Source organism: Actinobacillus indolicus, from assembly GCF_004519515.1.
In the GTDB taxonomy this organism is placed as follows: domain Bacteria; phylum Pseudomonadota; class Gammaproteobacteria; order Enterobacterales; family Pasteurellaceae; genus Glaesserella; species Glaesserella indolica_A.
Genome location: NZ_CP038145.1, coordinates 715,867 through 731,571, shown reverse-complemented (window position 1 = coordinate 731,571; position 15,705 = coordinate 715,867). Strand labels below are relative to the sequence as shown.

Here is a 15,705-nt window from a genome sequence, read left to right as displayed (position 1 = left end):
CCGTATAATCGGGAATAATTTTTTGTTTGAAAAACTAAAGCCAACTTAATAATGCAATTAATACGTGGAGTTTATAATTTTAAAAGTATGCCTGATTTCCGAAATGGGTGTGCATTAACAATCGGAAATTTTGATGGCGTTCATTTAGGGCATCAACAAATTTTGAAACGTTTAATTGAACAAGCAAAGATATTAAGCGTACCTTCTGTGGTCATGGTTTTTGAGCCGCAACCACGAGAATTTTTTGCGAAAAAGTTAACGTCTTCTATAGCTCCTGCTCGTTTAATGCGGTTGCGCGATAAGATTTCGGCATTACAACAAATCGGCATAGATTATTTGCTCTGTATTCGTTTTAATCAAAAGTTTGCAGAGTTAGCGCCTGCAGAATTTATTCAATCTTTATTGGTGGATAAATTAAATGTGAAATATTTAAGTGTTGGAGATGATTTCCAATTTGGCTACAAGCGGTCAGGAAACTTTGAAATTTTGCAAAAAGCTGGGAAGCAATTTGGGTTTGACGTAGAAAATTCGCATAGCCATTGTTTAGGGCAACAGCGGGTTAGTAGTTCACTTATTCGTGATGCGTTACATAATGATGATCTGCAGTTAGCAGAAAAAATGCTAGGAAAACCTTATGCAATTTGTGGTCGTGTTGCTCACGGTAATAAATTAGGTAGAACCATTGGATTTCCAACTGCAAATATTATGTTGAACCGCTTAGTCACCCCAATCCAAGGTGTCTATGCCGTGCAAATTGAAACAGCCGAAGGCGTATTCAACGGCATTGCTAATGTAGGCAATCGACCAACGATAAACGGAACAAAGCCGCTATTAGAAGTGCATTTATTTGAGTTTGATAAATCTATTTATGGGCAAGCGATTGAAGTTCGTTTTTTAAAGAAGGTTCGTTCAGAAATTAAGTTTGCGAGTTTTGATGAACTGAAATCACAGATAGAACGTGATGTTATTGACGTAAAAAGCTTTTTTACGCATAGCAAGCGGTCAGATTAAGAGAGAGTTTTGCAAATATGCAATCACCGATTTATTTTTAAATTTTATTAACTGGAACATAAAAATGACTGATTACAAAAACACATTAAATTTGCCTGAAACAGGCTTTCCGATGCGTGGGGATCTCGCTAAGCGTGAACCTGCGATGTTACAAAATTGGTACGACAAAAAGCTCTATCAAAAAATTCGTGAAGCATCAAAAGGGAAAAAATCCTTTATTCTGCACGATGGTCCTCCGTATGCGAACGGGAATATTCACCTTGGTCACGCCGTTAATAAAATTTTAAAAGATATTATTATTAAATCAAAAACTGCGTTGGGTTTTGACTCGCCGTATATCCCGGGTTGGGACTGCCACGGTTTGCCGATTGAGTTGAAAGTAGAAGGTTTGGTGGGTAAGCCAAATGAAAAAATTTCAGCGGCAGAATTCCGTCAAGAATGTCGTAAATATGCAGCAGAACAAGTTGAAGGGCAAAAAGCAGACTTTATCCGTATGGGTGTGTTGGGTGATTGGGATAACCCATACTTGACAATGAACTTTGATACAGAAGCCCATATTATCCGTGCTTTAGGTAAAGTGATTGCAAATGGTCACTTATACAAAGGCTCAAAACCGGTTCACTGGTGTTTAGATTGTGGATCTTCCCTTGCTGAAGCTGAAGTGGAATATGAAGATAAAGTCTCGCCATCAATCTATGTGCGTTTTTCTGCGGTAGATCCTGCTGCCGTAGAAGCGAAATTTAATGCACAAGGTAAAGGAAGCGGTCAAATTTCTGCAGTAATTTGGACAACAACCCCTTGGACGTTGCCGTCAAACCGTGCGATTGCGTTAAATGCAGAATTAGAATATCAACTCGTACAATTTGGCGATGAGCGTGTCATTCTTGCGGCAGAACTTCTAGAAGCTGTACAAAAAGCAGCAGGCGTTGAGCAAGTGGAAGTGTTAGGTTCAGCGAAAGGCAGTGATTTAGAGTTAATGCGTTTTAACCATCCGTTCTATGAGTATAGTATACCGTTTATTTTAGGCGATCACGTTACTACCGATGGCGGTACGGGTTTAGTACATACCGCACCGGATCACGGTTTAGACGACTATATTGTGGGTCAGAAATATAAATTAGAAATGGCTTGTTTGGTGGCAAACGATGGTAAATTCATTTCAACTACACCATTCTTTGCAGGCAAAGGTGTGTTTGAAAGTAATGATTTAGTCCTTGAAAAACTAAAAGAAACTGGGGCGTTGCTCAAATTAGAGCGTATCAAACACAGCTATCCGCACTGCTGGCGTCATAAAACTCCGATTATTTTCCGTGCGACACCACAATGGTTTATCGGTATGGAAACGCAAGGTTTACGCAAACAGGCATTAGGCGAAATTAAACGTGTACGTTGGATCCCAAGTTGGGGTGAAGCACGTATTGATACGATGGTGGCGAACCGTCCTGACTGGTGTATCTCTCGTCAGCGTACTTGGGGTGTGCCGATGACAATGTTTGTGCATAACGAAACAGAACAGCTACACCCACGCACCTTAGAAATTTTGGAAGAAGTGGCAAAACGTGTTGAGCAGGCAGGTATTCAAGCGTGGTGGGATTTAGATCCGAAAGAAGTTTTAGGCGAAGAAGATGCGAAAATCTATCGTAAAGTGCCTGATACCCTTGATGTATGGTTCGACTCAGGATCAACCTATGCGTCTGTAGTGCAACAACGCCCAGAGTTTAACGGCAATGCTGCGGATATGTACCTTGAAGGTTCAGACCAACACCGTGGTTGGTTTATGTCATCATTAATGCTTTCTACGGCAACCGATAATAAAGCACCTTATAATCAAGTACTTACACACGGTTTCACCGTCGATGAAAAAGGTCGCAAAATGTCAAAATCACTCGGTAATGTGATTGTGCCAAGTGAAGTGTGGAACAAAAATGGTGCAGATATTTTACGTTTATGGGTTGCTTCGACGGACTACACCGGTGAAATTGCCGTTTCGCACAACATTTTAAACAGTGCAGGTGACACTTATCGCCGTATCCGTAATACTGCACGTTTCCTATTAGCGAACTTAAACGGCTTCGATCCAAAACGTGATCTGGTTAAACCTGAAGAGATGATCGCCCTAGATCGTTGGGCGGTAAGCTGTGCGTTAGATGCACAAAACGACATTAAAGAAGCCTATGATAATTATCAATTCCACACCGTTGTTCAGCGTTTAATGCGTTTCTGTTCAATCGAAATGGGATCGTTCTATTTAGATATTATCAAAGACCGTCAATACACCACCAAAGCAGACAGCCTTGCACGCCGTAGCTGTCAAACTGCATTGTGGCATATCTCTGAAGCGTTAGTGCGTTGGATGGCACCGATTTTATCCTTCACTGCCGATGAAATCTGGGGCTACTTACCACAAGTGGAAGGGCGTTCTGAATTTGTCTTTACCGAAGAGTTTTATACAGGTTTATTCAGCTTGAGCGAAGCGGATAAATTAGATGATGGCTACTGGCAAAAACTGTTAAAAGTACGTGCTGAGGTCAATCGTGTATTAGAGCAAGCACGTAATGACAAGTTAATCGGTGCTAGCTTAGAAGCGAAAGTCACCGTTTATGCAAATGATGATATTCGTCCGTTGTTAGAACAGTTAGGCAACGAGCTACGCTTCGTGTTAATCACTTCACAAGCGGTTGTTAAACCACTTGCCGAAGCCGATGTTGCTGAAGGTGAATTAGCTGGTCTTGCGGTGAAAGTAGAACGTGCTGACGGTGAAAAATGCCCACGTTGCTGGCACTATGCGACAGATATTGGTGCAAATGCAGAACACGCTGAGATTTGTGGGCGTTGTGTGGAGAATGTGGCAGGTAATGGCGAGCAAAGAGCATTTGCTTAAACAAGCACTCTCTCCGTAACTACATTTCCTACTTTTCTTTGCTTCGCCAAAGAAAAGTAGGCAAAAGAAAGGCGACCCCGAGCGTTTCTTCTTCCTACGCTTGTTGCTAATTTTTGGGACGAACTTTTCAAATTCGCTTGCTTCGCAAGCTCAAACACGAAAAGTTGTCCTCAAAAATTGATGCAACCGCTTCGGCGAAACGCAGGGGAGATCGAACATCTCGATCTTAGCATTACAAAAAATTGATTAAAACTCACCGCTTGTTATGGCGGATTGGGTTCCCTTCTGAACCGCCTGAGCGTGTTTAAATTTGTAGGAACATTTTTCTCTGAGCCAACGAAGTTGGCGAATTTAAAATGTTCCGTTAAACAAATTTAAACTAAGCGAAGATAAGCGGTGAAGTAGGGTGTGTTTCTTTTGGTTACTTTTCTTTGCACAAGCAAAGAAAAGTAACAGAGGACTAACAATGCTTATTCTAAATAAACAAACCCGTGCAAAACGCCACTTAGACAATCTCACCTTCATACCCCAAGCGGTAGAAAAAGTGGATTTTCTAACAAGTAGCACTGCGTTTAAACAACAAATTTTAGCGTTAATCAAACAAGCAAAATTTCGTATTTATCTCACCGCTCTCTATTTTGAAAAAGATGAAGCTGGGCAAGAGATCTTAGATGCACTCTATCAAGCGAAATTAGCTAACCCACAACTAGAAATTAAAGTCTTTGTGGATTGGCATAGGGCACAACGTGGGCGTATCGGCGAAGAAACCCAAAGTTCAAATGCCGATTGGTACACCCAAATGCGTGAAAAATATGCCCTGCCGACAGAGCAAGAGATTGCGTTTTATGGCGTTCCGGTCAATAAACGTGAGATCTTCGGCGTGTTGCACCTAAAAGGTTTTGTGTTTGATGATACCTTGCTTTATAGCGGAGCGAGCATTAACAACGTCTATTTACAGCAGTTTGAGCGTTATCGCTACGACCGCTATCATCAAATAGAAAATAAAACGCTGGCAGACAGTTGGGTTAATTTTATTCAGCAGAATATTTTGACTAACTCAGCGGTAAATCGCTTGGATCAAGCAAATCGTCCAAAAACCATTGAAATCCGACCGCTTGTAAAAGCTTTCCGTAAGGAGCTAAGCCAACAGGCATATCGTTTTAATGGTAAGCCAATGAATCATGAACAGCTAATGGTTTCTCCTGTGGTGGGCTTAGGACGTAAAAATCCGCTGAATAAAACGATTGAAGCCTTGTTTTTCCAAGTGCAACAAAAATTAACCATTTGTACGCCTTATTTCAATTTCCCTCGTTCTATCAGCCAACGAATAGAGTGGTTATTGGAAAATGGCAAACAGATTGAAATTATTGTCGGCGATAAAACGGCGAACGACTTTTTTACGCCTCCTGAAGAAAAATTTACGATGGCATCAGCGTTGCCATATTTGTATGAAAAAAATCTACGAGCGTTTGCTAAACGTTTTGATTATTACATTCAAAATGGGCAATTAACTATCCGTTTATGGAAAGATGGGGAAAACACCTATCATCTAAAAGGGGTGTGGATTGATGATCGTTATATTTTATTGACAGGAAATAATCTCAATCCACGAGCTTGGAAGCTTGATGCGGAAAATGCGGTGTTGATTTCCGATCCAAACGGAGAGCTTACCGAAAAAGCCCAGGACGAGTTAGCGCAAATTCGTACGCATACGACCGTTTTGACCCATTATAGCGATTTGGAAGAGCTAAAAGACTACCCAGAAAAAGTGAAAAAATTACTCAAAAAATTTGGACGGGTAAAATTGGATAAGATTGTGAAGATGTTATTGTAGTAAAAAAGCTGATTTCAATGTTGTTGAAATCAGCTTTTTCTTAAGATTATTGTTGGCATACACCACAAGTTGCCGCAGAAGAGAACATCCATACGAGTTTTTCTTGTTCTTTAATGTAATCACTCATTTGTGAGGCGGTACCTTCATCGCCAGCTTCACTTGCAAGAGCAAGAATTTCACGTTGTTGTTTTAATAAGGTTTTAAAGCCTTCTAATGTGCCTGTTAAACAATGTTGAGCAGAACTTGCGCCAATGTCTTCTTTGACTAATGAAACATTTAGGTATTGGCTAAAGGCATTAGCAGGAACGTGACCTAAGGTAAGAATACGTTCTGCAATTTCATCTACTTTAACCACTAAATCATCATAGATTTCTTCAAATTTTGCGTGTAATTCAAAGAAGCTTACGCCTTTGATATTCCAATGATAGCCACGCACATTGGTGTAGAATACTTGGTAACTTGCTAATAAGTTATTTAACTCTTGAGCTAATTTAGCAGATGTTTCTTTTTCTAAGCCAATTGAATTTAACATACTATTTCTCCTATGATTAAGTAATTTTCACCTATTATAAGTGAAAAACATGGCGAAGACAGCGAATATAATTTATCCATTTAATAGAAAAAAACAATCGCTTAAATGAGATTAATTTCGTTTAAAAACAATGAGATATTCTTTGCAAAATATCATCGTAATCTCACCGCTTGTTATGCTTTAAAATGATCTAAACCGTATTGGTAAAGCTCATTTTTTTTATATCCAAAGGTTTCTGCAACAATCGCAGAGGCTTTTTTTAATGGAAGTTCTTGGTTTAATAATGTCAGTAATTTGATCGCTTGTGGTGAAATTTCTTCATTTTCCTGAGACTGTTTTCCTTCAACAATTAAAACAATTTCACCTTTGATGCGGTTATTATCTTGAGATAGCCAATCGATCAAATTCACAATGGTATCTCCCCGAATAGTTTCCCATGTCTTTGTGAGTTCTCTTGCCATCACAATATAGCGATCTTCACCTAAGATCTTTTGCATATCAGCTAGACATTCCAAAATTCGGTGTGTGGACTCATAAAAAATAAGTGTTCTCGGTTCTTCAGAAAGCGCTGTGAGTTTGTCACAGCGCGCTTTACTTTTTGCAGGAAGGAACCCTTCAAAACAAAAGCGGTCAGATGCAATACCTGAACTGCACAATGCAGTAATGGCGGCACAAGCGCCTGGTATTGGGACAATGTGGATACCTGCTTGTCTGCAATGGCGGACAAGGTGAAACCCAGGATCGCTAATTAATGGCGTTCCTGCATCAGAAATCAGGGCAATATTTTGTCCTTGTTGTAACTTTTCAACAAGAATAGAAGCTTTTTGTTGTTCATTATGATCGTGTAAGGCAAAAAAAGGCTTTTTAATACCATAATGACTTAACAGAATGCCGCTATGGCGTGTATCTTCTGCTGCAATTAAATCGACTTGTTCAAAGGTCTTTAATGCACGCTGGGTGATGTCATCAAGGTTTCCGATAGGAGTGGCAACGATATATAATGTGCCAATTTGTTCGTTATTATGTCCGTTTTTCATTTGATTTTCGCTTATTTGATAAGTAAGATCATTGGATGTGCTTATTCAGAGTATTAAGAATACCTATTTCCAAATTTATGGAGCAATAAAATGCCAACTATTTTAGTACAAAGTCGAGGCTTTCGCCAAAAAATGAAGACAATCTTTATTCCTACGACATTAGCTTTATTACTTGCTGCCTGTTCAAATAATCAAGTGACAGAAGCTCTCAAAGATGAAGCCTATGCAAATTCTGAGTTCTACATTAATAAAGCAGATCAAAGCGGTAAGGAAGAAGAACAACAAAGCTATCGGTTACTGGCTGTGCGAAAATTGATCGATGAAAATAAAGTCGTTGAAGCACAAAATACAATGTCAGACATTGTTGTAGAGAAGTTAAATGAGCTCCAAAAACCAGAATATCAATTACTTTCTGCACAATTAGCCGCGCTTCAAGGAAAAAATGCAGAAGCTTACTCACTCTTAAAAAGCTTACCACAAGCGCAGTTAAGTCAATCTCAACTGTTGCGAGTTTACCAAACCCAAGCTCGTATTGCTGAAAACCAGAATGACGCTATTGAAGTCGTAAGAGCAAGATCTTTTATGGATAGTTACATGAAAGATACGCAAAGTCGTCAGGCAAATAACGATAAAATTTGGGAAACGTTGCGTAATGCCAACCGTGGTATGCTAGAAAAAGCAGTAGCAGGGCCCGGTGAAATGGGGCTAGCTGGGTGGTTAGCATTGGTTGTGACATATAACCAACATATGTCAGCGCCAGAACAGCTTCCACAAGCAATTCAAAATTGGAAACAGCAATATCCTAATCATTCTGCCGCAATTTTAATGCCAACAGAATTACAAAATGTGGTCTCTTTCCAACAAACACAATTAAATGGTGTTGCGTTACTTTTACCGCTAAGTGGAGAAGGTAAAATTCTAGGCGATATTATTAAACGTGGTTTTAATGATGCCAAAGGACAAGATTCGATAGCCGTTCAAGTTTTTGATACGGATACAGCCCCTGTTAATGATCTACTTGTTCAAGCAAAACAGCAAGGTGCACAAACAGTTATTGGTCCATTATTGAAAAATCGTGTCGATGAAATGCTTGTCAGCCCAGAAATTAATAATCTTAATGTATTGGCATTAAATTCAACACCTAATGCAAGACCTGTTGCGAAGGTTTGTTATTATGGCTTATCGCCAGAATCTGAAGCAAAATCTGCCGCAGAGCGTTTCCGAAAAGACGGATTAAATAATGCGGTAGTTCTTGCACCAAATGGCGATTTCGGACAACGTTCAGCAGATGCTTTCGCACAACGTTGGCGCCAATTAACTAATAAAGATGCGGACATTCGTTACTATAATGAAGCATTTGAAGGTATTTCTTTGCTACAAAGTGCAGGGCTGTCTCAAGGCAGCGGTATTTATGTGTTAGGCACAGCGGAACAATTAGTCGATGTAAAACAAGGTATTGATAACTCACCATTAGCAAATCAATATCCAATTTATACTTCGTCACGTAGTAATTCACCAAATAACGGTCCTGATTTCCGTTTAACGATGGAAGGGGTTAAATTTAGTGAAATTCCGTTACTTTCAGATCCAGAATCTGACGAATATAAAAAAGCAGAACAAATTGCAGAAAGTGATTTCTCAATGATGCGTCTTTATGCTATGGGATCGGATACATGGTCTATTGCGAATAAATTTAATGAATTCCGTCAGATTCCTGGTTACAAAGTCCATGGATTAACAGGTATTTTAAGTGCAGGGACTCACTGTAATATTGAACGTGAAATGAATTGGCTACAATACCGTAGCGGTAGCATCATTAACGCAAACTAAGATGAGAGCTCAGGGCTATTATTATGAACAGCAAGCAAAGGTTTTCTTAGAAAATCAAGGCTTGCTGTTTATTGCTCAAAACCAGCAGTTTAAATGTGGTGAGCTTGATTTAATTATGAAAGAGCAAGAGACTTTTGTTTTTGTAGAAGTTCGCCAACGTAAAAATGCATATTTTGGTTCTGCTGTTGAAAGTATCAATTACCAAAAACAGCAGAAATGGCTAAAAGCGGCTAATTTGTGGTTAGCAAAACGTCATCTTTCATTAGATACGGCATATTGTCGATTTGATGTCGTGGCTTTTGAAGGAAGTAATGAGCCAATCTGGATAAAAAATTTTTTAGGATAAGATGTTAGATAAAATTCAAGATCGCTTTAGTGAAAGTATTCAGATTCAAATCGCAGCAGCGGAGTTATTGCCAAAAGTATTAAATGAAGCTGCGAATCGTATTGTTGCCTGTTTACTTCGTGGTAATAAAGTGATTGTTTGTGGCTATGGGCGTTCTTATGCAAATGCCCAGTTATTAGTGAGCAATCTTTTACATCGTTATGACTTGGTTAGACCAAGTCTTTCCGCCCATTTGTTACAATTTGACGGAATGTTAGTTGGGTGTTTAAATCAAGATCAGGATTTAGCCCAAATTTATCGTAAACAATTACAAGTGATAGCAAAAGAAGGCGATCTTTTTATTGCATTCTCGCCTATTGGTAATGAAGAAAGTGTATTGAACGCAATTCACTGTGCGAATAATGAAAATTTAGAGATTTTTGCATTTACCAGTAGTCGAAATGATCATACTAAAGGGTTATTAGATGAAACGGATCTGGAAATTGAGATGCCATCCATTAATGAGATGAGAATCATTGAAGGTCACCAGTTTTGTGTCAATATGATTTGTGAATTAGTAGATAGTTTACTGTTTCCAACCTCATCAAATTAAAACACTTTTAAGGAGATTATTATGTTAACGTTAGTAAAGAAATTTGGAAAAGTAGGGCTGTTAGGAATAACATTGTTATCTCTACAGGGCTGTTTAGCAACAGCAGTTGTTGTAGGAGGGGCTACTGCAGCAAAAGTGGCAACGGATCCGAGAAGTGCTGGTCGCCAAATTGATGATGAAACTTTGGAAGAAAAGGTCGCTTATAATTTAAATAAGGATGAACAGATTAAATCAGAAGCACGCATTAATGTTGTTGCTTACAACGGAAAAGTACTGCTAATTGGACAAGCACCAAATGAATCTGCAAGAGAGGCTGCCAAAAGTGTAGCTGCTGGTGTAGAAAGCGTTTCCACCGTATATAATGAAATTCGTGTAGGTGAAAAAATAGGTGTTGCACAAATCAGCCAAGATAGTTGGATCACTACAAAAGTGAAATCACAATTACTTGTTAATAATGAAGTCAAAGCCACGGAAGTGAAAGTCATCACTGAGAATGGTGAAGTGTTCTTAATGGGGAGTCTTTCCAATACTCAAGCGAATGCAGCTGCTGATGTAGCACGTAATGTTAGTGGTGTTGCGAAAGTCGTTAAAGTAATTACTTATGTTCAATAGAAACTAGATAATTAAGCAATATCGGCATATTGAAACACGCCTATCAATATGCCTTTTTTATTGAGAATAATTTTGTCAATTTTTTTAAATAACATTGACTTTAATTAGGGCATCATTGATTATCGCAAGCTATTTTTTAACCTAGAGAAACCGAATGCGTAATAAAGAGAATTTGGTTGAAGTAAAGAACTTAACCTTTAAACGAGGTGAGCGTGTTATTTACGACAATCTCAATCTACAAGTGCAAAAAGGCAAAGTGACTGCAATTATGGGGCCGTCAGGGATTGGTAAAACCACTCTCTTACGTCTTATTGGCGGTCAAATTTTACCTGAACACGGTGAAATACTCTTTGATGGACAAGATATTTGTCAGGCAAATAATAAAACCTTGTACCAAATTCGTCAGAGAATGGGGATGTTATTCCAATCTGGCGCATTATTTACGGATTTATCGACTTTTGACAATGTCGCTTTTCCTATTCGTGAACATACTCGCTTACCCGAAGAGCTCATTCGTAAGCTAGTATTAATGAAACTTGAAGCGGTTGGATTACGAGGCGCAGCACAATTAATGCCATCAGAACTTTCTGGCGGTATGGCTCGCCGTGCGGCATTGGCAAGAGCGATTGCATTAGACCCTGATTTGATTATGTATGATGAGCCTTTTACGGGACAAGATCCTATCAGTATGGGGGTTATCGTTGAGTTGATTAAAAAATTAAACCAAGCATTAAACTTAACGTCTATCGTTGTCTCTCATGATGTGACGGAAGTATTAAGCATCGCAGATTATGCTTACATCATTGCAGATAAACGTATAATTGCAGAAGGTACCCCTGAGAGTTTATTGTCTAGCCAAGATCCGCAAGTCGTTCAATTTTTATCAGGAAAGGCAGATGGTCCTGTGAGATTCCATTATCCAGCCGAAGATTATACCAAGGAGCTGTTTCAATGATTGACTTTGTTTCATCTGTTGGACGCTCTGTCATCCATTTTATTCGAGCGCTTGGCAGAGCAAGTTTTATGCTCTGGGGAGCATTAATTGGCAAACCTGAATTTCGTAAACATACGCCATTGCTGATTAAGCAGTTACACGTCCTTGGCGTGCAGTCTTTATTAATCATCATGCTTTCAGGCTTATTTATCGGGATGGTATTGGGCTTGCAAGGTTATGTGGTCTTAGTTGACTTTTCCGCAGAAACAAGCCTAGGGCAGTTGGTCTCCCTTTCGCTATTACGTGAGCTTGGTCCTGTGGTGACGGCATTATTATTTGCTGGGCGTGCAGGTTCTGCATTAACAGCAGAAATTGGTTTAATGAAAGCCACGGAGCAACTTTCAAGTTTAGAGATGATGGCGGTTGATCCACTCCGTCGTGTTGTTGCGCCACGTTTTTGGGCGGGTGTGATTGCGATGCCAATTTTAGCGGTGATTTTTACTGCGATTGGTATTTGGGGTGGTTCTTTAGTCGGCGTTGATTGGAAAGGCGTTGACTCTGGAAGCTTTTGGTCTGTCATGCAAAGTAGCGTAACGGTAACTGATTTACTCAATGGGTTTATTAAAAGTCTCGTCTTTGCTTTTGCAGTGGTATGGATTGCACTGTTTAATGGTTATGATGCACTGCCAACGTCGGAAGGCATTAGCCAAGCAACAACAAGAACCGTTGTGCATGCATCTTTAGTCATTTTAGGTTTAGATTTTATTTTAACGGCAATTATGTTTGGTGGTTAATAAGAAGGGAATTTGCAAAAAATCGTGCAAATCATACCGCTTGTTAACCCCTTTCAATAAGGAAAATTATGCGTCAATCAATTAAATATGAATTTTGGGTAGGGTTATTTGTTCTGCTTGGATTAGGAGCTTTAGTTTTTTTAGGCTTACGCGTTGCCAATGTTCAAGGTTTTTCTTCAGAAAAAACTTATGCGCTTTATGCAACTTTTGATAATATTGGTGGACTAAAGGTTCGCGCGCCGATTAAAGTCGGTGGCGTTGTTGTAGGACGAGTTTCTGACATCCAACTTGATCCGAAAACCTATACTCCGAAAGTGACTCTCGCTATCAATGAAGAATTTAATCAAATTCCAGATACAAGCTCACTTTCAATTAAAACGGCTGGTTTACTTGGAGAGCAATATATTGCCTTAAATGTTGGCTTTGTTCTTGAAGGTGAAACGAGTATGTTAAAAGCAGGAGATACCTTTGCAGATACCAACTCTGCTATGGTTCTTGAAGATTTAATTGGTCAGTTCTTATATGGCGATAAGAAATCTGACAATAAAGAAGAGTCCGCTGAACCTAAAGCGGAATAATTCACGAGCATTTGCTCACTATAAATAATAAATGGATGATCCATTTTACTTTTGGAGTTTTAAATATGATCAAAACCCTTAAAAACATTCTTGTTGCTGGCGTTGTCGCTTTATCAACTTTAGTTTCAACGACTGCATTTGCATCAACAAGTCCTTATGTTTTAATGCAACAAACAGCAGATAAACTTTTCGGTGACATCAAAGCAAATCAAAGCAAAATTAAAAAAGATCCAAACTATTTACGTACTATCGTGCGTAATGATTTAATGCCACATGTTCATGTGAAATATGCTGGTCAATTAGTGTTAGGTAAAAATTTAGCCTCTGCAACAGATGCACAACGTGATGCGTTCTTTAATGCGTTTGGTCAGTTTATTGAGCAATCTTATGCACAAGTATTAACCCAATATTCAGACCAACAAGTACAAATCGAAAGTGAAAAACCGGTCGGCGATAAATCTATCGTGAGCATCCGTGTGAATGTTTTACAATCAGGCAACGCTCAGCCAATTAAATTAGATTTTAAATGGCGTAAAAATATAAAAACAGGTGTGTGGCAAGCTTATGATATGGCTGCAGAAGGGGTAAGCATGGTTGCAACAAAACAAAATGAATGGAGTGGCATCTTACGTCAACAAGGTATTGATGCATTAACAGCTCAAGTTGCACAATCTGCAAAACAACCTATTACTTTAGGTAAATAATTCTGTATGCAATCCAAAAATCCATTACAATGGGACATTCAGCAAAATAATGAAAGTCTGATGGTTCAGTTGTCTGGTGACCTTACACGTGACACGTTGCTTCCTTTATGGAAGCAACGTGCTTCTTTTTTATCACCAAAAAGTAACCAATATATTTATTGGGATCTCAAATCGCTTACAAGCATTGATTCGTCCGGCTTCACACTACTTGCGGAATTACTCCACCATTATCAACAAAAAAATCCAAATTGTTTATTAAATACTCCGCCAACACTCACAAGTCTTGCGGAATTATTTGATTTATCAGATTGGTTTAAGACTTTTTTACCTAAAGAGAAAAAATAACAATGGAACCAAAACAAATTGAAGAAATTCTAAAAAATGCCTTAGAACTTGATGAAGTTTATGTGCAAGGCGAAAATTCCCATTATGGTGTCATCGCAGTAAGCGATGCTTTTGCGTCTTTATCAAAAGTAAAACAACAACAAATGATTTATGGACCATTAACAGAATTCTTTGCAACGAATGCAATTCATGCATTAACGATTAAAACCTTTACCAAAGAACAGTGGAAGAGAGAACGTCTTCTTAATATGGCTGGTTAATTGAAATTGAAGATAAAAATGTTTGCAAAATAAGGTTGAGATCTGACCGCTTGCAAACCTATTTTTTAGGTTCAATTTTGTCTTTATGATTTAAGGAACTCAAATGGAAAAATTTCGTGTACACGGTCCATTTACATTAAGTGGTACTGTTGATATTTCAGGTGCAAAAAATGCTGCACTGCCTATTTTATTTGCTGCAATTTTGGCGGAAGAGCCTGTTGTATTGACTAATGTCCCTAATTTAAAAGATGTGGATACCACATTCAAAATTTTGCGTAAATTAGGTGTAGTGGTAGAACGCACTGAGGACAATAGTGTTCATATTGATGCAAGTAAAATCGATCACTATGTTGCACCTTATGAATTAGTGAAAACGATGCGTGCTTCAATCTGGGCATTAGCGCCATTATTAACCCGCTTCCACCAAGGACAAGTTTCATTACCAGGTGGATGTACGATTGGTGCGCGTCCTGTTGATATGCATATTGCTGGTCTTGAAAAAATGGGCGCAGAAATCACCCTTGATGAAGGCTATGTAAAAGCAGAAGTGAATGGTCGTTTATCTGGTGCACGTGTATTAATGGATAAAGTGAGTGTTGGTGCAACATTATCTGTAATGATGGCTGCAACCTTAGCTAAAGGCACAACAATCATTGAGAATGCGGCACGTGAACCAGAAGTGGTAGATACTGCTGTATTCCTAAATAAAATGGGTGCGAAAATCAGTGGTGCTGGTACAGATATGATCACTATCGAAGGTGTTGAACGCTTAGGTGGATGTGAACATCATATTGTTCCAGACCGTATTGAAACGGGAACATTCCTTATCGCAGCTGCGATTTCAGGTGGACGTATTACTTGTCGCGGTACTAAAGCGGATACTTTAGATGCTGTTATTGAAAAATTACGCGAAGCAGGTATGCAAGTGGATGTGACAGAAGATACGATTACCTTAGATTCGTTAGGCGTACGTCCAAAAGCAGTCAATATTCGTACTATGCCACACCCAGGCTTCCCAACGGATATGCAAGCACAATTCACCTTATTGAATACGGTTGCTAATGGTACAAGTAAAATTACCGAAACCATTTTTGAAAACCGTTTTATGCATATTCCAGAATTAATTCGTATGGGAGCAAAAGCAGAAATTGAAGGTAATACCGCAATTTGTCATGGCGTAGAAAGCCTATCTGCAGCAGAAGTAATGGCTACAGATTTACGTGCTTCTATTAGCTTAGTATTAGCTGGTTGTATTGCAAATGGTGAAACCATTGTAGATCGTATTTATCATATCGATCGCGGTTATGAACATATCGAAGAAAAATTACAAAAATTAGGTGCAAGAATTGAAAGATTTAGCGCACCGTTTGAAGAGTAATTTAAATCCGGTAAAAAGTCGCTTATTAAGCGACTTT

At 38.9% G+C, this 15,705-nt stretch carries 16 protein-coding genes; 14 read left to right on the top strand and 2 right to left on the bottom strand.

Annotated features, from left to right (window positions below; all coding sequences use genetic code 11):
* The first annotated feature begins 51 nt into the window (after positions 1-51).
* The 3 genes from ribF to pssA all read left to right on the top strand — a co-directional run bounded on the left by ribF (position 52) and on the right by pssA (position 5,726).
* Positions 52-1,011: a bifunctional riboflavin kinase/FAD synthetase gene (gene ribF / locus EXH44_RS03470; RefSeq protein WP_162856291.1), complete on the top strand. Its 960-nt coding sequence runs from the start codon at positions 52-54 to the stop codon at positions 1,009-1,011.
* Positions 1,012-1,075: 64 nt separating this feature from the next.
* Positions 1,076-3,892 (top strand): isoleucine--tRNA ligase, encoded by a 2,817-nt coding sequence (gene ileS, locus EXH44_RS03465; RefSeq protein WP_162856290.1) that lies wholly within the window; start codon positions 1,076-1,078, stop codon positions 3,890-3,892.
* Between the two features lie 466 nt (positions 3,893-4,358).
* Positions 4,359-5,726, top strand: coding sequence for a CDP-diacylglycerol--serine O-phosphatidyltransferase (gene pssA / locus EXH44_RS03460; RefSeq protein ID WP_162856289.1), 1,368 nt, complete (start codon positions 4,359-4,361; stop codon positions 5,724-5,726).
* Positions 5,727-5,772: 46 nt separating this feature from the next.
* Here pssA and EXH44_RS03455 read toward each other — a convergent pair whose 3' ends face one another.
* Together EXH44_RS03455 and rsmI are read right to left on the bottom strand one after the other, a co-directional pair.
* Entirely contained in the window at positions 5,773-6,258 is a 486-nt protein-coding gene (locus EXH44_RS03455; RefSeq protein ID WP_162856288.1) for a Dps family protein, read from the bottom strand.
* A 173-nt stretch (positions 6,259-6,431) separates the two neighbouring features.
* Positions 6,432-7,295: a 16S rRNA (cytidine(1402)-2'-O)-methyltransferase gene (gene rsmI, locus EXH44_RS03450; RefSeq protein WP_162856287.1), complete on the bottom strand. Its 864-nt coding sequence runs from the start codon at positions 7,293-7,295 to the stop codon at positions 6,432-6,434.
* A gap of 90 nt (positions 7,296-7,385) precedes the next feature.
* Here rsmI and EXH44_RS03445 point away from each other — a divergent pair, with 90 nt between their 5' ends.
* The 11 genes from EXH44_RS03445 (at position 7,386) to murA (ending at position 15,668) form a co-directional block, all read left to right on the top strand.
* Positions 7,386-9,125 carry a penicillin-binding protein activator gene (locus EXH44_RS03445; RefSeq protein WP_162856286.1) on the top strand — a complete coding sequence of 580 codons (1,740 nt, stop codon included), beginning with the start codon at positions 7,386-7,388 and terminating at the stop codon, positions 9,123-9,125.
* Position 9,126: 1 nt separating this feature from the next.
* Complete coding sequence (locus EXH44_RS03440; protein WP_162856285.1) at positions 9,127-9,471, top strand: YraN family protein; 345 nt, start codon at positions 9,127-9,129, stop codon at positions 9,469-9,471.
* 1 nt (position 9,472) lies between these two features.
* Positions 9,473-10,063, top strand: coding sequence for a D-sedoheptulose-7-phosphate isomerase (locus EXH44_RS03435; RefSeq protein ID WP_162856284.1), 591 nt, complete (start codon positions 9,473-9,475; stop codon positions 10,061-10,063).
* A 21-nt stretch (positions 10,064-10,084) separates the two neighbouring features.
* Positions 10,085-10,675 carry a division/outer membrane stress-associated lipid-binding lipoprotein gene (dolP, locus tag EXH44_RS03430; RefSeq protein WP_162856283.1) on the top strand — a complete coding sequence of 197 codons (591 nt, stop codon included), beginning with the start codon at positions 10,085-10,087 and terminating at the stop codon, positions 10,673-10,675.
* Positions 10,676-10,829: 154 nt separating this feature from the next.
* On the top strand, positions 10,830-11,630 hold the full coding sequence (gene mlaF, locus EXH44_RS03425) for a phospholipid ABC transporter ATP-binding protein MlaF (protein ID WP_162856282.1): 801 nt from the start codon (positions 10,830-10,832) through the stop codon (positions 11,628-11,630).
* Complete coding sequence (mlaE, locus tag EXH44_RS03420) at positions 11,627-12,403, top strand: lipid asymmetry maintenance ABC transporter permease subunit MlaE (protein WP_162856281.1); 777 nt, start codon at positions 11,627-11,629, stop codon at positions 12,401-12,403. Before mlaF ends, mlaE begins: the two co-directional genes overlap by 4 nt.
* 68 nt (positions 12,404-12,471) lie before the next feature.
* Positions 12,472-12,981: an outer membrane lipid asymmetry maintenance protein MlaD gene (mlaD, locus tag EXH44_RS03415; RefSeq protein WP_162856280.1), complete on the top strand. Its 510-nt coding sequence runs from the start codon at positions 12,472-12,474 to the stop codon at positions 12,979-12,981.
* Positions 12,982-13,046: 65 nt separating this feature from the next.
* Positions 13,047-13,685: a phospholipid-binding protein MlaC gene (gene mlaC, locus EXH44_RS03410; RefSeq protein WP_162856279.1), complete on the top strand. Its 639-nt coding sequence runs from the start codon at positions 13,047-13,049 to the stop codon at positions 13,683-13,685.
* Positions 13,686-13,691: 6 nt separating this feature from the next.
* Entirely contained in the window at positions 13,692-14,030 is a 339-nt protein-coding gene (locus EXH44_RS03405; RefSeq protein ID WP_135674743.1) for an STAS domain-containing protein, read from the top strand.
* Positions 14,031-14,032: 2 nt separating this feature from the next.
* A complete protein-coding gene (locus tag EXH44_RS03400) occupies positions 14,033-14,290 on the top strand; it encodes a BolA family protein (protein ID WP_162856278.1) in 258 nt (85 codons plus the stop codon).
* Positions 14,291-14,393: 103 nt separating this feature from the next.
* Positions 14,394-15,668 carry a UDP-N-acetylglucosamine 1-carboxyvinyltransferase gene (gene murA, locus EXH44_RS03395; protein WP_162856277.1) on the top strand — a complete coding sequence of 425 codons (1,275 nt, stop codon included), beginning with the start codon at positions 14,394-14,396 and terminating at the stop codon, positions 15,666-15,668.
* Positions 15,669-15,705: the final 37 nt, after the last annotated feature.